This is a genomic window from Acetobacter sp. ESL1128 (assembly GCF_058505085.1).
In genome coordinates this window covers 1,951,532-1,970,571 of record NZ_CP196369.1, presented here as the reverse complement: position 1 = coordinate 1,970,571, position 19,040 = coordinate 1,951,532, and the positions used below count along the sequence as shown (strand labels likewise).

14 protein-coding genes are annotated in these 19,040 nt (G+C 62.2%); 3 read left to right on the top strand and 11 right to left on the bottom strand.

Annotated features, from left to right (window positions below; genetic code table 11):
* Positions 1-89 precede the first annotated feature (89 nt).
* Positions 90-1,076 carry a cysteine synthase A gene (gene cysK / locus ACSYTG_RS09095; protein ID WP_086645275.1) on the top strand — a complete coding sequence of 329 codons (987 nt, stop codon included), beginning with the start codon at positions 90-92 and terminating at the stop codon, positions 1,074-1,076.
* A gap of 93 nt (positions 1,077-1,169) precedes the next feature.
* On the opposite strand, the gene ACSYTG_RS09090 is transcribed toward cysK, so the two are convergent.
* The 10 genes from ACSYTG_RS09090 to gltX form a co-directional block, all read right to left on the bottom strand.
* A complete protein-coding gene (locus ACSYTG_RS09090) occupies positions 1,170-2,402 on the bottom strand; it encodes an OmpA family protein (RefSeq protein ID WP_179290097.1) in 1,233 nt (410 codons plus the stop codon).
* A 130-nt stretch (positions 2,403-2,532) separates the two neighbouring features.
* Complete coding sequence (locus ACSYTG_RS09085; RefSeq protein ID WP_086645387.1) at positions 2,533-2,874, bottom strand: DUF1491 family protein; 342 nt, start codon at positions 2,872-2,874, stop codon at positions 2,533-2,535.
* Positions 2,875-2,882: 8 nt separating this feature from the next.
* Positions 2,883-4,649, bottom strand: a complete 1,767-nt coding sequence (locus ACSYTG_RS09080) for a S41 family peptidase (protein ID WP_489782949.1) — start codon at positions 4,647-4,649, stop codon at positions 2,883-2,885.
* Complete coding sequence (locus ACSYTG_RS09075; protein ID WP_489782948.1) at positions 4,639-6,693, bottom strand: RNB domain-containing ribonuclease; 2,055 nt, start codon at positions 6,691-6,693, stop codon at positions 4,639-4,641. The genes ACSYTG_RS09080 and ACSYTG_RS09075 overlap by 11 nt, the downstream gene beginning before the upstream one ends.
* A gap of 3 nt (positions 6,694-6,696) precedes the next feature.
* Positions 6,697-9,444, bottom strand: a complete 2,748-nt coding sequence (gene topA, locus ACSYTG_RS09070; protein WP_489782947.1) for a type I DNA topoisomerase — start codon at positions 9,442-9,444, stop codon at positions 6,697-6,699.
* 29 nt (positions 9,445-9,473) lie between these two features.
* Positions 9,474-10,688, bottom strand: coding sequence for a DNA-processing protein DprA (dprA, locus tag ACSYTG_RS09065; protein ID WP_489782946.1), 1,215 nt, complete (start codon positions 10,686-10,688; stop codon positions 9,474-9,476).
* A gap of 33 nt (positions 10,689-10,721) precedes the next feature.
* The gene (plsY, locus tag ACSYTG_RS09060; RefSeq protein WP_095349045.1) at positions 10,722-11,366 is read right to left on the bottom strand and encodes a glycerol-3-phosphate 1-O-acyltransferase PlsY; all 645 of its coding nucleotides are present in this window, start codon (positions 11,364-11,366) and stop codon (positions 10,722-10,724) included.
* The gene (locus ACSYTG_RS09055; RefSeq protein WP_489782945.1) at positions 11,363-12,655 is read right to left on the bottom strand and encodes a dihydroorotase; all 1,293 of its coding nucleotides are present in this window, start codon (positions 12,653-12,655) and stop codon (positions 11,363-11,365) included. The genes plsY and ACSYTG_RS09055 overlap by 4 nt, the downstream gene beginning before the upstream one ends.
* Positions 12,652-13,593 (bottom strand): aspartate carbamoyltransferase catalytic subunit, encoded by a 942-nt coding sequence (locus tag ACSYTG_RS09050; RefSeq protein ID WP_025827260.1) that lies wholly within the window; start codon positions 13,591-13,593, stop codon positions 12,652-12,654. Before ACSYTG_RS09050 ends, ACSYTG_RS09055 begins: the two co-directional genes overlap by 4 nt.
* On the bottom strand, positions 13,586-14,992 hold the full coding sequence (gltX, locus tag ACSYTG_RS09045) for a glutamate--tRNA ligase (protein ID WP_095349043.1): 1,407 nt from the start codon (positions 14,990-14,992) through the stop codon (positions 13,586-13,588). Before gltX ends, ACSYTG_RS09050 begins: the two co-directional genes overlap by 8 nt.
* A 38-nt stretch (positions 14,993-15,030) precedes the next feature.
* Between gltX and ACSYTG_RS09040 the strand changes: the two genes are divergently transcribed.
* Positions 15,031-17,226 carry a ComEC/Rec2 family competence protein gene (locus ACSYTG_RS09040; RefSeq protein ID WP_489782944.1) on the top strand — a complete coding sequence of 732 codons (2,196 nt, stop codon included), beginning with the start codon at positions 15,031-15,033 and terminating at the stop codon, positions 17,224-17,226.
* Positions 17,227-17,270: 44 nt separating this feature from the next.
* On the opposite strand, the gene ACSYTG_RS09035 is transcribed toward ACSYTG_RS09040, so the two are convergent.
* Positions 17,271-17,609 carry a carboxymuconolactone decarboxylase family protein gene (locus ACSYTG_RS09035; RefSeq protein WP_086645285.1) on the bottom strand — a complete coding sequence of 113 codons (339 nt, stop codon included), beginning with the start codon at positions 17,607-17,609 and terminating at the stop codon, positions 17,271-17,273.
* Positions 17,610-17,624: 15 nt separating this feature from the next.
* On the opposite strand from ACSYTG_RS09035, the gene zapE reads away from it, so the two are divergent.
* A complete protein-coding gene (gene zapE / locus ACSYTG_RS09030; RefSeq protein WP_489782943.1) occupies positions 17,625-18,962 on the top strand; it encodes a cell division protein ZapE in 1,338 nt (445 codons plus the stop codon).
* Positions 18,963-19,040: the final 78 nt, after the last annotated feature.

Sequence of the window (19,040 nt, the reverse complement as noted above, 5' to 3'; positions counted from 1 at the left end):
TGCTTATAGCAGGGGAATGGCTGTTTATCTACGTTGTAAATTCGTATTATAAGACAGTTGAACATTTAAACAGTTCAGGTAGGGACCAAATGCCATCAACAACGCACGATAACGAGGGTTACGGCTTTGCAGCGCCTCGTGGGAGAGTTTACGACTCGGTTTTGAACGTGGTGGGTGGAACCCCTCTGGTTGCCGTGCCGCGCATCATGCAGGAAGACAAGCTGACAAGCCGTGTTCTGCTCAAGCTGGAATTTTTTAATCCGCTCGGCTCGGTCAAGGACAGAATCGGCACAGCCATGGTGCTTGATGCCGAGCGCAGGGGTAAAATTACACCCGGCCGCACCCTGCTGGTGGAGCCCACATCGGGCAATACGGGCATCTCCTTGGCGTTTGTGGCCGCTGCACGGGGTTACAGGCTGATCGTGACCATGCCAGAAGGTGCTTCTATCGAGCGGCGGCGCATGGTGCGGCTGATGGATGCCCAGGTGGAACTGACCCCCGCCCGCCTTGGTATGGCAGGAGCCATTGCCCGCGCGAACGAAATTCTGGCCGAAACACCCGACGCGTGGATGCCCGATCAGTTTGACAACCCCGCAAACCCCGCCGTGCATGCCGCCACCACAGCAGAGGAAATCTGGGAAGATACAGCAGGTAAGGTCGATATTGTTGTTGCCGGTGTTGGTACGGGTGGAACCGCAACCGGGATTGCGGAATCGCTCAAGCCCCGGCGCAAGGGCATACAGGTTTTTGGTGTGGAACCGGCGGAAAGTGCCATCCTGAACGGGGATGAACCCGGCCCCCACGGTATTCAGGGCATTGGCCCGGGTTTTTGCCCGGCAACACTGCACCTTAAATCGCTTGATGGGGTGCTGACTGTCTCGGAGCGTGAGGCCATTGCGGCTGCCAGACGCTGCGCGCGGATTGATGGTATTCCCGTTGGTATTTCCTCCGGCGCTGCGCTGCATGCGGCTTTGCAGCTGGCCCATAAAAAGGAAAACGCAGGCAAGACCATTGTTGCCATAGCCCCCTCTTTTGCCGAGCGTTACCTCTCCACCTCCCTGTTCTCGGGGCTGTAAGCCTCTCCCGGCTTTGGCTATGTTGTTCTGGGTATAAAAAAAGCCCGCCTCATATTGGGGCGGGCTTTTTTAAGGCAGGGAAAAACCTGTCTGTTAGCGGAATATAATTTCCACCCGGCGATTCTGGGCTTCCTTGGTATTGGGGGCCGTCTGCACCAGTGGGTGCGTGTCCCCATAACCATGAATATCAATGGTGGAGCCTGCAATGCCATCCCGCATAAGCTCGGCCTTAACAACCGTTGCGCGACGGATGGAGAGCTTCATGTTGTATTCTTCACCCGCCTTCTGGCCCGGATGGGCAGAGGAGTTATCCGTATAGCCCGACACGGTAATACGGGTCAGGGCAACATGGGTAGCGGCCTGCGCGGCTTCGTTCACAATGGAACGTGCCCTGTCGGTCAGGTCGGCTTTGTCCCAGTCAAAGAAGATCAGATAGCTGCGTGCGGCCTGCGGAGCCGGGGCCGGGGTGTTGGCCACTGGCGGCGGTGGCGGGGGTGCGGGATTAAACTCGTACCGCAGGCCCAGCATCATGGAATGGTTGAAGTCCGTTGCCGTCTTGTGGGTGCCGTTAAAGGTGGTGCTTCCGCCAATAACAGCTTGTGTCCCCCCAATATCCCCCGTGGAGGTCACGCCATGGGACTGCGGGCCAAACATGGTCCAGAACCGGTATTCCGCCGTGGCAGACAGGCCGACAACCCAGGGAACGGGAAAGGACAGGCCAAAAATGCCCTGATAGGTGGCGTTGCCGTAAGTGCCACCCATACGCTGCATGGTGGTGCCGCCCGAAGCATTATGCCCCACGAGCGATGCCGTGGTGGAGGTCCAGCCATAACCAACGCCAGCCCCGAAATAGGGGAACAGCCACGGTTTGCCTATATCAAGGTCAAACAGGGCATTAACCATAACGCCATAGGTCTGGCGGCGACCATCCCCTTTTGTGGTCACGTTGCTGTTCACAAGGCGGTTATAGTCCATGCTGCGATAGTTGCCTTCGACCTCAACACGAAAACCGTTGCCAAGCCCCCAGCCCACAGAGCCGATTCCAACCGCGCCAGCCTTCCAGCGGTCCCGACCGTCGGGGAAGTTGGGCGTGCTTCTGACGCGCTGATCCTGATTGAGGGTCCCGCCCCCTTCACCGGCAATATACAGGCCTTGAACAGGCTGCGCATGCGCTGAAACGGCGGACAGCAGGAGGCCAGCCGCAAGCGGCGCAGAAAGCAGCGTTTGCGCAAGCAGTATACGGCGCGGCTTCATGGTCTTCTCCCTGCTGTGGCAAAGGTTGTGCGATACATCACGTATGGCGTTGGATGGTACGAGGGCACACATGCCTGCCTTCTTTGCTGTAAAGTTGTGTATGACGCAACAGGCAGAAGCCAGAGTTTTCCCAAACTTGTGGATTTTATGCGTCATAAATACCGCAGGCGTGTGGGTTAAGCCACAATACCTACCTTTCTTGTCAGATCAGTATTGCTTCAAACGGAGGGCTGAAGTCCACGGTTTCAACCTCCAGCACCCACAGGTCCGGGTCGTATTTGAGCTGCCGGTCAACATAGGCCTGAATTTGTTCTGCGTTTACGGGTGTTGTGCCTGTGCCACGCATCCACGCGGCCTCTCCCTCGGGTGTGCGGGTCTGGGTGAGTACCACGCCGTCTCCGTTACGGCCGAGTAATATTACCAGAATACCACCAGCATCCGGGTCGCCCCTGCGGAGCAGCATGGCCGAGCGGCCATCCAACCCGGCCTGACGGATGAGTGCGCGGGCTACAAGGTCCGTGCGCAGGCGGGGGGGAGGGGTCATGTCATCCTTCATGGTGCAGCGGAAATCTGGGGTACGGCGGCCACATCATCAGGAATGGCGGTAATGGCGGTTTTGTACCATGCGGGGTGGTTAATAAGGTCACGCGCAACGCTGATGTCGCGGTCATTACCCAGTGCGGCAGGGCATGCCTTGCGAATAGCCAGAATACTGGGAACACTCAACGGGTAACGCGCTGCGCGGGAAGCCGTTATGGCCGCCTGATTGGCCAGTTTGCCACTGGCCAGCGTGTGGAGCGCGTGGTTTGTATCCGCCTCCCCCAGACTGGTGCAGATCTGGGGCATAACGCCCAGCCCCTGCAACGGCCAGTGCAGGGGGGCGATGACCCGGCTCCACGTGACAAACAGTTCGCCTTCATCGGGGAGCTGCGCCACGGTCTGTACCAGCCCCTTACCCAGAGTGGCGCTGCCGATCACCACGGCGCGCCGGTGGTCGGCTAGTGCTGCGGCCAGAATTTCCGCAGCACTAGCGGTGCGTCCGTCCACCAGAACGGCAATGGGCAGGCCGTTGGTCATATCCCCACCCTGCACGGCCCAGATATGGTTGGATTGTGGGTCCCGCCCACTGGTTACGGCGGCCACACCGTGGTCAAGCAGCAAGGCTGCGGCGGTTACGGCCTGTTGCAGCACACCGCCCCGGTTGCCGCGCAGGTCAATAATCAGGCCGCGCAGGTTCTTGTCCTGTGTGGCCTGGTCCAGATACTGACTCATCTCCTCCGCCGTATCGGAGGAAAAAGCGGTTACACGGAGCACCACAATAGGGCCGCTGGCAAAAGCAAACACGGTTTCTGGCGGCACTTTGGAGCGGCGCAGCGTAACCGTATGTGCGCGCCGCCGCCCGGGGGAGAGCAGGCGCAGCACAAGGGCGCTGTCTTCTGGCCCACGAATCCAGTCCGTAACGGTGGCAATGGACTGCCCGGCGGTTAGCTGGCCGTTAACAGCTATGATCCGGTCCCCCGTATCAATTTCGGAAGTCCATGCCGGGCCGTTTGCATTAATGGCGGACACAACAATATGCCGCCCGCTCTGGGCCAGAGTAATGCCTGCATCGGCTTCCCCACCGGTGCGGGCCTCACGGTCCGTACTGGCGGAAGATGGCCCTATGTAGCGGGAGTAGGGGTCCAGATGGTTGAACAGTTCATCAAAAAAAGCCTGCAACAGATCATCCCGCTCGGCTGAACGTACAGCGGCGGAATGGGTACGGGCGGCTTCCAGAAAATCAGTGGCCAGTCTGGCCCAGTCATCCACGCTGTCCGCTGGTGGTGCCGGGCGGGAGAGCAGGGGTTGTGGGCCTGCAAGGAGCTGGATGTTTGTCCCGCGGGAATCGAAGGTGAGCGTAGGGTCCAGCGCTGTCAGGCAACCCAGCCCCCACAGGGTAAAATCCCGGCTGCTATGGGGCTCAAGCGTACGGGGGCCTAAAAACTCCAGTGCTGTGGCAATGACCGAATGCACAAGCTGCATGTCCACCGCAGGGGGGGGCGGGGGCGCGGGTACATCGGGCTGGGCTGGTGGAGCAGGTGCCGGGCTGGTGGGTGCAGGTCCGGCGGGGGCCTCAGCTGCCGGGGCCGCGCTGGGGGCTGGGGCCGCGGGCTGGGGCGTTGCTGGCGGTGGGCTGGGCACAGGCCCGCCGCTGCTGCTTTGGGCATGCAGGGTGGCGGGCTGGCACAGGAGCAGAATGGCCAGCACAACGCCGGGCACAAGCAACTGGTGCTGCACTATGGCCCGGACATAACCGCGGAAGGGAAGTTCAGCGCGCATGGGCATGGGACGCCAGTACGGACACGCCACGCGCCGGGCAGGTTGCCAGCAGAACTGCCACAGGCAGTGCCCCGTTCTGGATAAGGGGCGTGTAGCGGGCGGCAATGCCACCGTACGGCGAGTCGTCATTCATCCTTGCGCAATCCGGAAAAGCAGACCACGGCAGCAAAGACGGAGTTCCTGTTTTCGTCAATCGCACGCAAAGGCCATGCCGTGTTGTTGTGGTGGCATGGATGTTCACGTTTTGCCCTATGTCGGGAACCAGAAAGGCCGCTGCCAGCCGATTTTGGCAGTCCTGAACGCTTTTTCCGGCCCGGCGCTCGGTAAAATTAAGGTGGGACACCAATGCATGATCCTGCTCCCATGGTGGCGCGCAGGCCACAGATGGAGTGCCGTCCTGCCGGGGATTTTGCTCCATGCACCAAGCACTTATGGCTCTGTGTACCAGCAGGTCGGCATAGCGGCGGATGGGGCTGGTAAAATGGGTGTATAACGGCAGGCCAAGCCCGTTATGGCGGCCAGCTACAGCACTGTAGCGTGCTGCCGGGCGTGGCTGGGTGGCCGTAGGGGCGGGATGCACCCGAAACGGAACCGCAAGCCGGTTTTTATACGCAATCCGGGCGGCGAGCGTGTTTGCCGCGATCATGAAGCTGGCAACCAGATCATGGGTTGCAAGGCGCTCGCGCGGTAAAAAGGCAGCAGGCTGCCCGTCGGGGTGGAAGGTAACGACCCAGGCATCTTCATCCAAACGCATGGCATTGCGTTTGGTTGCATCGTTATTGAGCGCACTACTCGCGGCCATAAGGGTTTGCAGCAATGTTGCCGGCAGGGTGTGTATGGGGTGGACCGGGGGCAGGGTTTTGCCGTCCAGCGCGCTTTGTGCATCGTGGTAGCTCAGCCGGGCTGCGCTGCGCATGATCCCGCGCCTGATTGTTCCATCCTGCATATGGCCGTCATGGGTGATGAGAATATCGGCAAACAGGCAGAGCCGGTCCTGCCCGGGCAGGAGCGAACACGCATTGGCCGACAGGTCCAGCGGCAGCATGGGTATGGTCTGGTCGGGCAGGTAAAGGGAGGTGCCTCGTAAGCGGGCCTCCTCATCCAGCGCCGAACCGGCTGGCACGTAGTGGCTGACATCGGCAATGGCGATGACAAGATGAAAACCCGTGTCTGTCGGCTCTGCCCATATGGCGTCGTCATAATCCTGTGCGGTTTCATCATCCAGCGTAACCAGCGGGAGAGCGCGCAGGTCGTGCCGGTCGGCTGGGGCGGGCTGGTTGTGCAGGGCTGCGGCCTGTGCGGCTCCGCGTGTGGCCTCCTGCTCCGCTACTGCGGAAAAACGGATGGGAATGGCGTGTGTCAGCAGGCTGAGCGCGCTGGCCATGCCTGCGGTATCTGCCCGGCCGTAAGGGGTGGGGGTATCCACCGCCAGTGTGCCATCTGGCATGGAGCGCAAGGTCGCCAGAACAACTTCCCCCGGTTCGGGCAGGGCATGCTGTTCTGGTGTGGCCAGCGCGAACGTGCCTGCAATCTGCGGGTTACAGGCCCATAACCGTTCCACTGGCGCGCCATCCTCCCCAAGTGCGCGGGAAAAGGCGAGGCTCTCCCCCGTTCGGGCCAGTACACGTTCGGCGCGGGCCTCCCTGCGGCGGGCACCGCAGGCGGGGCGCAGGCGGGCCAGAACCAGATCACCGGGCAAGGGGAGGTGCAGGTCGGGGGCGCGGGTGTTGAGAACAACAGGCGTTGCCGCAGGGTCATCGGCCAGTATGCCGCAGGGGGTACCGTCGGGGCGGATATGGGTTATACGCGCCCGTACGGTTTCTGGCAGCCCGATGGAGGTTTTCAGGCGTCCTGCGGGCAGGTCAAGCAGGCTGCCATCCAGCGCCATGGTGTGCAGTATGGCCTTCAGGCGTGCCTTGTCGCGGATCGAGCGGTCAAACGCGCGCAAAATGTCGCTCAGCCCAACGGGGGTAACCCCGCCAAGCAGGAAGGCCCGAAGTGCTGCGCTGGAAGGAAGGGCAGCAACTTCAGACCTGCCAGACATGGGTTATTCAGCCTTTTTTTTGCGCGTTGTCGTGGTGGCCTTGCGGGCCTTGGGTTTGGTCGGTACGGCTTCGCCTTCTGGTGTGGTGGCGGCTTTGGCCTTTGTGGTTTTGGTCGTACTCTTGGTGGCCGTTTTTGTGCCAGTTTTGGCCGGTGTTTTTGTGGTGGCCTTGGCAGTTGCGGTTTTTGTGGCCGCTTTTTTCTTGGCTGGGGCTTTTTTGGCTCCGGCCTTGGCCTTGAGCGGCTTGCCCTTGTCTGCCAGCAGGGCCACGGCTTCGTCCAGCGTGACCTCGTCCATATCCGTGCCGCGTGGCAGGGTAGCAACCACCTGCCCGTGCTGGGCATATGGCCCAAACCGGCCCTTGCGCACCATAACCGGCTCGCCATCCTTGGGGTGGTTGCCCAGATTGCGGATGGAAGCCAGCTTTTTGGCCAGCGCATCAACCGCCCGGTTCAGCCCCACGGTCAGGACATCATCATCCTTGTCGAGTGAGCCATAAACCGCGCCCATTTTGACGTATGGCCCAAACCGGCCCAGACCGGCCTCTATCGGCTCACCCGTTTCAGGGTGCAGGCCCACAAGGCGGGGGAGGGAGAGCAGGCCAACAGCCTGATCCAGCGTTATGCTGGCGCCATCCGTTCCTTTGGGCAGGGATGCGCGGCGGGGCTTGGCTTTTTTGTCCGCCGGGTCGGGTTCGCCCTGCTGCACATACAGGCCCCACGGGCCTTGCCGCACTGTAATATCCTCGCCGGTTTGCGGGTGCTGGCCGAGCAGGCGCATACCGTCCTTGAGCGTGCTGCTGCCATCGCCATCTTCAGCGCTTTCGGCTGTCAGCCGGCGGGTAAACTGGCATTCGGGGTAGTTGGAGCAGCCAATAAACGCCCCATAACGCCCCAGCTTAAGGCCAAGCCGCCCCGTACCACATGCAGCGCAATGCCTCGGGTCCGAGCCATCTGCACGGGGGGGGAAGAAGAAGGGGCCAAGGTCCTTGTCCAGTGCGTTCAGCACATCGGTAATGGTCAGTTCCTTGGTGTCGCCCACGGCCTTGGAAAAGTCATGCCAGAAGGAGGCCAGAACTTCCTTCCACTGGGCCTGCCCGTCCGAAATATCATCCAGCAGTTCTTCCAGACTGGCCGTAAAGCCCGTGTCCACATACCGCTCGAAAAAGGAAACAAGGAACGCAGTTACCAACCGCCCGCGGGCTTCGGGCACAAAGCGCCGGTTTTCCAGCTGAACGTAACTGCGGTCCTGGAGCACGGTCAGGATGGATGCGTAGGTAGAGGGCCGACCAATGCCCAGCTCTTCCATTTTCTTGACCAGAGATGCCTCGGAATAGCGCGGAGGCGGCTGGGTGAAGTGCTGCTCTGCCTCTACGTCCTCACGCTTGAGGGGGTCTTTCTCATGCATGGGCGGGAGCATGCGGGACTCATCATCCGCCGCAGCTTTTTCGGTATCATCACGGCCTTCGCGGTAGAGTTTGAGAAAACCGTCAAAGGTAATGATCGAGCCATTGGCGCGCAGCACGGTCTGGGCGGAGGGGCCGGCAATATCTACCGCCACCTGATCCAGCGTTGCCGATTCCATCTGGCTGGCTACGGCGCGCTTCCACACCAGTTCGTACAGGCGGCGCTGATCGTTGTTGAGGTAGCGCGCCATGGATTCGGGAGTGCGGGAAATATCAGTGGGGCGAATGGCCTCATGCGCTTCCTGTGCGTTCTTGGCCTTGGAGGTGTAATGGCGTGGCTGGGCGGGCACGTAGTCCGCGCCAATCTTGCTGCCAATATGCCCGCGAATGGCGTGGATGGCTTCCTGCGCCATGGTTACACCATCGGTTCGCATATAGGTGATCAGGCCGACGGTTTCCCCCCCCAGTTCCATGCCTTCATAGAGCTGCTGGGCTGTGCGCATGGTGGTCTGGGCACTCATGCCCAGCTTGCGCGATGCCTCCTGCTGCAAGGTGGAGGTGGTAAAGGGTGGCTGCGGGTTGCGCCGGACCTTGCGCCGCTCAATGGAGCGGACACTCAGTTCCTCGGCTTCCACCGCGCGTTTGGCGGCTTCGGCCTGCTCGGCATTGCCAAGGTCAAACTGGTCGAGCTTTTTGCCGTTCAGGTGTGTCAGGCGCGCGGTAAAGGGTGCGTTGCCCGGCGTGAGCAGGGACGCGGTTACACTCCAGTATTCCCGCGGCTTAAACACCTCGATCTCGGCCTCACGCTCGCAGATCAGGCGCAGGGCAACGGATTGCACCCGGCCAGCACTGCGCGAGCCGGGTAGCTTGCGCCACAGAACGGGGGAGAGAGTAAAGCCCACCAGATAATCCAGCGCGCGGCGGGCCAGATAAGCCTCGATCAGTGGCAGATCAAGCTCGCGGGGGTGAGCCATGGCGTGCTTGATGGCGCTTTTGGTAATTTCGTTAAACGTGACACGCTGCACGTCCACGCCTTTGAGCGCGTTGCGCTCCTCCAGCATGGCGCGCACATGCCACGAAATGGCTTCCCCTTCCCGGTCCGGGTCAGTGGCGAGGTAGAGGTGCTTGGCACCCTTGAGCGCCTTGATAATGGCAGCAACCTGCTTTGTGCCGCGTTCATCGGCCTGCCACTTCATGGCAAAGCCGTCATCAGGCAGGACGGACCCATCTTTGGGGGGGAGGTCGCGCACATGTCCAAACGATGCAAGCACCGTGTAGCCATCGCCCAGATATTTGTTGATCGTTTTAGCCTTGGCTGGGCTCTCGACCACAACAACGTCAGTCATACTCTCTCCGACCTGCCCGGAAGCAGCACTTACCTACTCGTTTCTGCCTGCCCGTTAGTTAGCCCAACGCGACCATCCTGATAGGTGGTCACCTGACCTGACAGCTCAAGCTGGGTGAGCGCGGCCAGAACGACAGAAGCCGAGAACTGGCAGCGCCTTATAAGATCGTCAACAGCTATGGGTGTAAAGGACAGAAGATCAAGCAGCTGTCTGGCAGGGCTGGGCGCTGTATGCTGCTGTGCTAGCAAGGTCGGTGCTGTGTGCACAAGGCTTTGTTTTTGCTGTGAATTTTTAAAATCCTTCCCCTCTGTGCCCGTGGTGGCGGAGGGGGGAAGAGATGCAAACAGGTCAGGCGTGGATTTTGTGCGGCTCAGGGCCAAAGGCGTGTTTGGGGGTGGAGTTACGGCAATATGGGGCAGAATATCGGACACACGCTCAACCAGAATGGCCCCCTTGCGCAGCAGATCGTTGCTGCCCCTGCACCTTGGGTCCAGCGGGGAGCCGGGCACGGCAAAGACCTCTCGCCCGTAATCGGCGGCCATGCGTGCCGTAATCAGCGTGCCAGAATGGGGGGCCGCCTCCACCACTACACAACCAAGGGCCAGCCCTGCAATAAGTCTGTTCCGGCGCGGAAAATGGCGGCCTTGCGGGGCGGTGCCAAGGGGAGCCTCGGTAACAACTGCGCCCATTTGGGCAATGCGTGCCTGCAAATCGGTGTTCTGGGGTGGGTACGGGCAGTCCAGCCCACCTGCTATGGCAGCAACGGTCAGGCCCTGTTTGTAAAGCGCGCCATGATGGGCGGCACTGTCTATCCCCCGTGCCAGACCGGAAATAACGCTCAGGCCGGAGTCGGCTATCTCCGTGGCCAGACTTTCGGCCAGCCGTAACCCCTGGGCCGAGGCATTGCGCGCCCCGACAATGCCAATGCCCGGCTGGCTCAGGCAGGCAGGGTCGCCCAGAATGCTCAGTACGGGTGGGGCATCGGGAATATGCCGCAAAAGGGGTGGGTAGTGCGGGTCCAGCAGGGTCAGGAACTGCCCGCCGAGGGCCAGCGTGTTCTCAATTTCGCGCTCAATGCTGTCCCGCGGGGGAATGCCGGGGCGTGTGCGCCCTCTGGCGGGCAGACCCGGTAGGGCATCCAATGCCGCCTCTGGCGTGCCATACTGCGCGACCAGCCGCTGCCATGTGCGCGGGCCAACCTGCTCGGTCCGCGCAAGGCGCAGGGCTGCATACAGGCTGTTCATGCGAAAGGGTGGAGCAACCGGCGCAAAGGCCGGTCAGTCCTTTTTCTGACCAATGCGGGACTCGGTCCCCCGCAGGATACGGGCAATGTTTTCATGATGGCGGGCAATGACCAGCAGGCTGATCAACAGCGTTGCCATGGGCTTTGGGCTGGCCTGAAAGGAAAACCCATACAGGGCCAGAATAACAACGGGCATGACCACAAAGGCAGCCAACGCCCCGGCGGAGGAAATGCGGGAAAGCTTGGCAACCCCCAGCCACACGGCACACCCGACCAGCCCGGTAATGGGGGAGAGGGCAAGCAGTGCCCCCAGCCCCGTGGCCACGCCCTTGCCCCCCCGAAAGCCCAGAAAAACGGGGAAACAGTGCCCCACCACCGCCGCAAGGGCCGCAAGAGATGCGGTATGGTCGGAATAATCGGGCGAGGTCATGACCCATGCGATCAGAACCGCCAGAAACCCCTTGCCAGCATCCAGCCCCAGCGTTGCGGCGGCAAGGTCCTTGCGGCCGGTGCGCAGCACGTTGGTCGCGCCAATATTGCCCGAGCCGATGCTGCGTAAATCCCCCGCACCGCCAAGGTTGGTCAGGATCAGCCCGAACGGAACACTCCCCAGCGCGTAGCCCATGAACGCCATGGCCGCCATAAGCCACAGCACGTAGGAGGGAAGCTGCCCGCTCATGCCGCGTCTGCCTCATAAACGCGCTGGCCAGCCTTCCATGTGCCCAGTACGCGGCCTTCCAGCGGACGGCGGTCAAATGGAGTGTTCTGCGCACGACCGGGGAGCTGGCCTGCCGTTACCAGCCAGCTCTGCTCCGGGGCAAACAGGCACAGGTCGGCCATGGCTCCTACGGCCAGTGTTCCGGCTTCCACGCCCAGCAGGCTGGCGGGGCGGTAGGTCAGCAGGCCAAGGGCCTGTGGCAGACCCAGCGTGCCATCATGCACACGCGCAAGGGTTACGCCCAACAGCGTCACCATGCCCGTGCCCCCGGTTGCGGCCTGCGCAAAAGGTAGGCGCTTGTCATCCGCATCCCGCGGGTGGTGGTCGGAGGCAATGGCGTCAATCGTGCCATCGGCCAGCCCGGCACATACGGCCAGCCGGTCTTCCTCGCTCCGCAGGGGGGGGGAGAACTTGGCGTAGGTTCTGAAATCGCCAATCGCGTTTTCGTTCAGGTCAAAATAGGGGGGGGCTGTATCGCATGTCACGTTCAGCCCGCGCGCCTTGGCCTGACGGATCAGGTCCAGCCCTTCTCCCGTGGAGACATGGCCAAAATGCAGGCGTCCCCCGGTCAGTTCCGCCAGACGGATGTCCCGCGCGATCATGATCGATTCGGCCGCTGTGGGAATGCCCGCAAGCCCAAGGCGGGTGGCCAGTGCGCCAGATGTGGCACACCCTGACCCGGCAAGGGATGGGTCTTCGGGGTGCTGCACCACCATGGCGTTAAACCCGCTGGCATAGGCCAGAGCAAGCCGCATAAGGCGGGAAGGGTCTATGGCGCGGTTACCATCGGTAAAGGCCACGGCTCCGGCTTCGTGCAGCAGGCCGATTTCGGCCAGTTCCTTGCCTTCGCACCCTTTGGTCAGGGCCCCATAGGGCAGAATGGTTACAGCCCCGGTTTCCTCCCCCCGGGCGCGGAGCATCCGGACCAGAGCAGGGTTATCTATGGCGGGTTTGCAGGTGGGGAGTACTGCAATGGTGGTAATCCCACCGGCAGAGGCAGCACGGGTGGCGGAGGCTATGGTCTCACGGTATTCGTAGCCGGGTTCACCAATTTCCACGCGCATGTCCACAAGACCGGGGCAGAGCACGGCACCTTGCCCATCCACATGGGCGGCACCTTCTGGCCTGCCTTCTGCACCGGGTTTGTCTATGCCGGCTATCTGCCCGTCACGCACAAGCAGGCGGCCGGGCTGGTCCAGCCCGGAGGCAGGGTCGATCAGGCGGACATTTTCAAAAACAACGGAGGTCATGGCGTTTGCCTGCTGCGTGTAAGGCGGTCCAGAACGGCCATGCGTACGGCCACACCCATTTCCACCTGTTCCTGAATAACGCTCTGGTCGGAATCGGCAACGGAGCTGTCAATTTCCACGCCCCGGTTCATGGGGCCGGGGTGCATGACCAGCGCGTTTTTGTGCGCCAGATCCAGCCGCCTGCGGTCCAGACCAAAAAAGCGGAAGTATTCGCGCGCGCTGGGAATAAGCCCGGAGGACATGCGCTCGCGCTGCAGGCGCAGCATCATCACCACATCCACATCGCGCAGGCCGTCTTCCATGCTGTGGTGGATGTCCACCCCAAGCTGGCCAAGGTTGCCCGGTACCAGTGTGGGCGGGCCTACAAGGCGCACGGAACTGCCCATTGTGGTGAGCAGATGAATATTGGAGCGCGCCACGCGGGAATGGGCGACATCCCCACAGATGGCGACTTTAAGCCCCCCCAGAGTGCCATGGTGGCGGCGGATGGTCAGCGCATCCAGCAAAGCCTGCGTGGGGTGCTCGTGCATGCCATCGCCCGCATTCACGACCGAGGCTTCCACCTTGCGGGCCAGCAGGGCAGGCGCACCGGACTGGGAGTGGCGGACCACCAGCAGGTCCGTGCGCATGGCATTAAGGGTGGCTGCGGTGTCCAGCAGGGTTTCCCCCTTGTTCACCGAGGACTGGGCGACGGACATGTTGATCACGTCCGCCCCCAGCCGCTTGCCTGCCAGTTCAAAGGAGGTACGCGTGCGCGTACTGTCTTCAAAAAACAGGTTGATCAAGGTGCGCCCGCGCAGCACATCGCGCGGGACCTTGCGGGAGCGGTTGAGCAGGGCATAGCTCTCGGCCAGATCCAGCAGCGGCTCGATCTGGTCTGGCGTCATGCCCTCCAGCCCGAGCAGATGCCGGGTGTGGCGGCCGGGAAAGCTAGCCATGCAGAACGGCTCCTATTCTGGCCAGTGTTTCATCCCGGCCGAGTGCCTGCAACGTGGCATCAATCCCGGGGGAGGAGTTGGAGCCGGTTACGGCCGCGCGCAGTGGCTGGGCAACCTGACCAAGCTTGTGGCCACCACGCTCGGCAAAGGCGCGCAGGGCGGCATCTATGTTTTCGGGGCTGAAGGGTTCCACCACGGCCAGATCCCGCGCCAGTTCACCCAGCAGGGCGCGGCCTTCGGGGGTGAGCAGCTTTTCGGCCTTGGCGTTCATGGGCAGGGGCACATGGCGGCCAAGGAAGGCGGCGTTCTCGGTCAGTTCAACCAGTGTGCGTGCGCGTTCCTTAAGGCCGGGCATAAGGGACAGCACACGGGCACGGGTGGTTTCGTCCACATTAACGCCTTCAACTTTTTTCAGGCGTTCCATAACGTCATCCGTCAGGCGCACGTCATCTGCCTGCCGCAGCCATACGGCGTTGATGTGGTCGAGCTTGGCGTAATCCATGCGCGAGGGCGCACGGCCCACACCATCAATGTCGAACAGCTTGATCTGTTCTTCGCGCGAGAGGATTTCCGCATCCCCATGCCCCCAGCCCAGACGGAGCAGGTAGTTGCAAAGGGCTTCGGGCAGGTAGCCCATGTCGCGGAATTCCACCACGGACTGCGCGCCATGGCGTTTGGAAAGCTTGGCACCATCGGGGCCATGAATAAGGGGCAGGTGGCCAAAGCGGGGCAGGTCCCAGCCCATGGCGCGGTAGATCATGGCCTGGCGGAAGGTGTTGGTCAGGTGGTCATCACCACGGATCACGTGGGTAATGGCCATGTCGTGGTCATCCACCACCACGGCGTGCTGGTAGGTGGGGGTGCCATCGGACCGCAGGATGATCATGTCATCCAGTTCCACATTGGCCACGCGGACTTCGCCCTGCACCAGATCATCAATAACCGCATCCCCTTCACGCGGGGCCTTGATGCGGATGGCGTAGGGGGCACCTGCGGGCGCGTCTGCCGGGTCGCGGTCGCGCCACAGGCCGTTATAGCGCGGGGGCAGGCCATTTTTTGTGGCGTCTTCGCGCATCTGCTTGAGTTCTTCTGGCGTGCAGTAGCACTTGTAGGCCAGACCTTTTTCAAGCAGTTCCAGTGCAACCTCGCGGTGGCGTGCCTCCCGCGAGGACTGGAAGACGGGTTCCTCATCCGGCGTAATGCCCATCCAGTCCAGACCCGCAAAAATAACATCTACGGCCTGTTGGGTGGAGCGTTCGCGGTCGGTATCTTCAATACGCAGGAGGAATTGACCGCCATGGTGACGGGCAAAGAGGAAGTTGAACAGGGCTGCGCGGGCGTTGCCAATATGCAGCAGGCCTGTCGGACTCGGAGCAAAGCGTGTGCGGATGGTCGTCATGGGGCGCTTCTTTATCACGCGCAGGCGCAGGGAGCCATATGCTGAACCCGATGTCTGTCATGGTGTTGCTGGATGCGGAGTTCAGGCGGTTGGTGCTGTGGGTTCCGGTCCTGCTGGCGCTGGGGGCGCTCGCCTATTTTTTATGGCCGTATGAGCCGGGGCTGCTCGGTGGTGTGGGCGTACCCGCAGGGGTGGTGGGTCTGTGCCTTGGGGCCTGTTTTTACTGGCGGCAGAGCCTTGTGGCGTGGCTGGCTGGTGGGGCTGGCATGGCGTTGGCCGTGGGGTTTGGTGCAGCATGGTGCGCGGCACACCGCCAGCCGCCCATGCCTGAACTGCCCCGCCGGGGTACCGAAATTTCCGGCATTGTGCGCGATGTTGCCTTTTTTCCCGCGTCCACAGGGCAGGGGGAGCCGGTACGGCGCGTGACCCTTGCGCAGGTGGTTCTGCATGATTTTGTGGATGATGGCATGGCCCCCCTGCGCCGCACTCTGGCTATACGGCTGGTGCAAAACGATTCGGCCCTGCTCGCGCCGGGGGATGGCGTGCGGGTGCGGACTATGCTGCAGCCCCCGCCTTTTCCCGCCCTGCCCGGTGGGCGGGACAGGCAGTTCGAGGCATGGTTTTCCGGGCAGGCAGGGAGTGGTTATGCGCTGGAGCCCGTGCAGGTGGAGCCGGGGGTACAGGGCAGGGTATCGGGCTTCTGGCAGGGGGTGGCTACCGTGCGCGGGCGGGTTAACGCGCGTGTGCGGGCTGTTCTGCCCGGCCCTTCCGGGGCTGTTGTTGCCACTTTGCTGGATGGCAGGGCAGAGGCCGTTCCGCAGGATGTGCGGGAAGATTTTGCCGCTTCCGGGCTTGCGCATCTGCTGGCGGTAGCGGGCTTGCACCTTGGCCTTGTTATGGGGGCGGCCATGCTGGTTTGCCGCATGGCGCTGGCCGCGTGGGAATATGCCGCCCTGCGGTGGCCCTGCAAGGCGCTTTCCGCTTTTGTGGCATGGGGCGTGGGCGGGGGGTATGTGCTGCTTACAGGCGCGCACCTGCCCGCCGTGCGGAGCTGGCTTATGGCCAGTGTTGTGGTGCTGGGGCTTATGGTGGGGCGCAGGGCCGTGTCCATGCGGGGGCTGGCGCTGGCGGCAACCCTTATGCTGCTGGTGGCACCGCAGGTTGTGCTGGATGTGGCTTTTCAAATGTCCATGGCCGCGGTTATGGCGCTTGTGGCTGGGTATGAGCTCCTGCAACCCCGCCTGACCCGCGGCCTGTCCGGGCTTACGGGAGCCAGACACGGGCTGGCCCGGCATGGTGTTATGCTGGTGCTGACCAGCCTTTTGGCTGGCACGGCCACCTTGCCGGTGGTGATGGCCCATTTTGGGGTGGTGCAGCCGTTTTTTGTGCTGGCCAACCTGCTGGCCGTGCCGCTGATGGGCGTTTGGATTATGCCGCTGGGGCTGGCGTCGCTGGTGGCCATGCTCCTGCATGCAGAGGCTCCTTTTTTATACCTGATGGATGCCGGTGTGCGTGTTGTGCTGTGGCTGGCGCGGAGTGTGGCGGGCTGGCCAGGTGCGCGCATGGAGGTGCCCGCCATGCCCGGCTGGGGGCTTGCCGGTGTGCTTCTGGGCCTGTGTTGGCTGTGTTTGTGGCGGGGGCGGCTGCGGTGGTGGGGCATGCCTGTTGTACTGTGTGCCACCCTGAGCCCATGGCTGGTGAGCCGGCCGGACCTCCTGATCAGCCCGGATGGGCAGTTAATGGGGGTGTGCGATCACGCGGCCATACTGGTTATGGGTCATGCGCGGGATGAGCGGGCCATAAAGGCTGCCTGGGCACAGGCACTGGCCATGCCTGTAACCGGTTTTTCCACCACGGCGGAGCAGGCGGCCGAAACACCCGATGGCAGCCTGATCTGCGGGGAGGGCGATGCCGGGGGCACCTGCACCCTGCTCCGCAATAAGCACGAAGTGGTGCTGCGTGTGCATGATCCCTCGGACGGGCGCAGCCTGCTCCCCCCAGACCTGTGCGCGCAGGCTGATCTGGTGGTAAGCGTGGCCCCCTTAAGGGAATCATGCCCCGATGTTGCAGTCCGGCTGGATCGTTTTTCTGCATGGCGCGAGGGGGCACAGGCGGTTTTTCTGGCTTCGGGCGTGCGGGTGGTCAGTGACCGGCAAACACGGGGGGAGCGGCTGTGGGTGCTTAAGCCCGGCGGCCACGGTATGCCCACCCTACCTCTGGCTCAGGCGGAATAAGGTGTGTGCTGGCGTGGCACCCACGCCTGTTTATGGGGCGTTGGTCAGCTTTCCGTGCTGTCAAACGCTTCCATCACCCGGCTGGAATAGACAAGGGCGGCCCCTGCGTTCAGCGCCACGGCCACACCAAGGGCTTCGGCTATTTCCTCCTTGCTGGCGCCTACCTTGCGGGCGGCAGCGGAGTGTACGGCAATGCAGCCATCACACCGTGTGGTTACGGCTACGGCAAGCGCAATCAGCTCGCGCGTTTTGGCGTCCAGATGCTTCAGTTCAGGCAGAGGTGTTTCCAGCGTTTGCAACCCTTTGAGTGTGTTTGGGGTTAGCTGTGCCAGTGCCTTGACGTTTTTTTGCATATTGGCGCGATAAGCATTCCAGTCGGTCATGACATGGACTCCGATATGGGTATGTTGGACCTTCCAACAGCACCAGAGCCCTTCGGCCTTGTCACGACACGGTTAGGAGAGGTGTTGATACTTGCGGAAAGAGCCTTCAAGCCGTTATCGGGCAGACTTATGACAGACATGAACACGAGCGGGGCCTCCGCTGCGACCGCACAGGGGCCTCTGGCAGTTTACCGGCAGCGCATTGCGACCGGGGACATCAAGAGCGATCCGGATCAGGCCCGTGTGGTCGAACGTCTGGACCAGTTGTGGCGCGAACTTGCCACCATGCCCGCGCGCGCGCCGCAGGCGGCCAGCCCCGCCAGCAAAGGCAGGGGCTTTTTGGCAGGACTTGCCAAAAAGCTGATGAGCCAGCCCGCACAGCCCATGCAGGACCGCCCGCGCGGGCTTTATATTGTGGGACGGGTCGGCCGGGGCAAAACCATGGTCATGGATCTGTTTTTTGGCTGTGCGCCTGTCCGGCTCAAGGAGCGCATCCATTTTCTGCGCTTCATGCAGGACGTGCACCAGAAGCTGCATGCCCTCAAGGCCGCCAACCCCGGTATGGCCGACCCCATTCCCCCGCTGGCCAAAGCCATTGCAGCCCGTGTGCAGCTTTTGTGCTTTGACGAGTTTCAGGTGAACGACATTGCCGATGCCATGATTCTGGGCCGCCTGTTCGAGGCCCTGTTTGCTGATGGCGTGGTGATTGTGGCCACCTCCAACACCGAGCCCTCCCAGCTGTTCCAGAACAGGCCGGGGGCGGATGCCTTTAAGCCGTTCATTGCCATTATCCGGCGTGAGCTGGATACGATCGAGCTGGATTCGCCACGGGATTACCGGCGCGGGCGCGAGCAGGACCGGCAGACATGGCTGGTCCCGGCCGATGCGCAGGCCCACGCCACGCTGGACCGTATTTTTGCCCATCAGGCCGGTGGTGCCAGCCCCCAGCCGGTCACGCTGGAGTTTATTGGCCGCAGTTTTGAGGTGGAGCAGGCGGCAGGGCCGGTGTGCCGGTTCGATTTCAACTCTTTGTGTGGAAAACCGCTGGGGCCGAACGATTATCTGGCACTGGCAAGGCGTTTTCCCGTTGTCGTGATCGATAACATTCCCTGCATGGGACAGGACGAGGCCAACCTGGCGCGGCGCTTCATTACCCTCATAGATGCCTTGTACGACAACGGAAACCTGCTGTTTGCCTCGGCTGCGGCCGCACCTGACAAACTGTTTACCGAGGGCGAGGGATCGGACGCATTTGCCCGTACAGCCTCCCGTCTGGCGGAAATGGGCAGTGAAAGCTGGCTTGAGCATGGTGCACAGGCAGCGCAGGCAGCGCACAGCCTCGCTAGAGCGTGACAGGCGGTGCCCTTGTTCCGCTCCCATGGCCGGTCTAGCTCTTGAGACAGAAAGAGCCGGGGGCTGTGTGCTTCTGGC

Bases quoted from the DNA above. Each gene is read 5' to 3' on its own strand.
- cysK (WP_086645275.1), top strand. From the start codon at position 90: ATGCCATCAACAACGCACGATAACGAGGGTTACGGCTTTGCAGCGCCT.
- ACSYTG_RS09090 (WP_179290097.1), bottom strand. From the start codon at position 2,402: ATGTGTGCCCTCGTACCATCCAACGCCATACGTGATGTATCGCACAAC.
- ACSYTG_RS09085 (WP_086645387.1), bottom strand. From the start codon at position 2,874: ATGACCCCTCCCCCCCGCCTGCGCACGGACCTTGTAGCCCGCGCACTC.
- ACSYTG_RS09080 (WP_489782949.1), bottom strand. From the start codon at position 4,649: ATGCGCGCTGAACTTCCCTTCCGCGGTTATGTCCGGGCCATAGTGCAG.
- ACSYTG_RS09075 (WP_489782948.1), bottom strand. From the start codon at position 6,693: ATGTCTGGCAGGTCTGAAGTTGCTGCCCTTCCTTCCAGCGCAGCACTT.
- topA (WP_489782947.1), bottom strand. From the start codon at position 9,444: ATGACTGACGTTGTTGTGGTCGAGAGCCCAGCCAAGGCTAAAACGATC.
- dprA (WP_489782946.1), bottom strand. From the start codon at position 10,688: ATGAACAGCCTGTATGCAGCCCTGCGCCTTGCGCGGACCGAGCAGGTT.
- plsY (WP_095349045.1), bottom strand. From the start codon at position 11,366: ATGAGCGGGCAGCTTCCCTCCTACGTGCTGTGGCTTATGGCGGCCATG.
- ACSYTG_RS09055 (WP_489782945.1), bottom strand. From the start codon at position 12,655: ATGACCTCCGTTGTTTTTGAAAATGTCCGCCTGATCGACCCTGCCTCC.
- ACSYTG_RS09050 (WP_025827260.1), bottom strand. From the start codon at position 13,593: ATGGCTAGCTTTCCCGGCCGCCACACCCGGCATCTGCTCGGGCTGGAG.
- gltX (WP_095349043.1), bottom strand. From the start codon at position 14,992: ATGACGACCATCCGCACACGCTTTGCTCCGAGTCCGACAGGCCTGCTG.
- ACSYTG_RS09040 (WP_489782944.1), top strand. From the start codon at position 15,031: ATGCTGAACCCGATGTCTGTCATGGTGTTGCTGGATGCGGAGTTCAGG.
- ACSYTG_RS09035 (WP_086645285.1), bottom strand. From the start codon at position 17,609: ATGACCGACTGGAATGCTTATCGCGCCAATATGCAAAAAAACGTCAAG.
- zapE (WP_489782943.1), top strand. From the start codon at position 17,625: ATGGGTATGTTGGACCTTCCAACAGCACCAGAGCCCTTCGGCCTTGTC.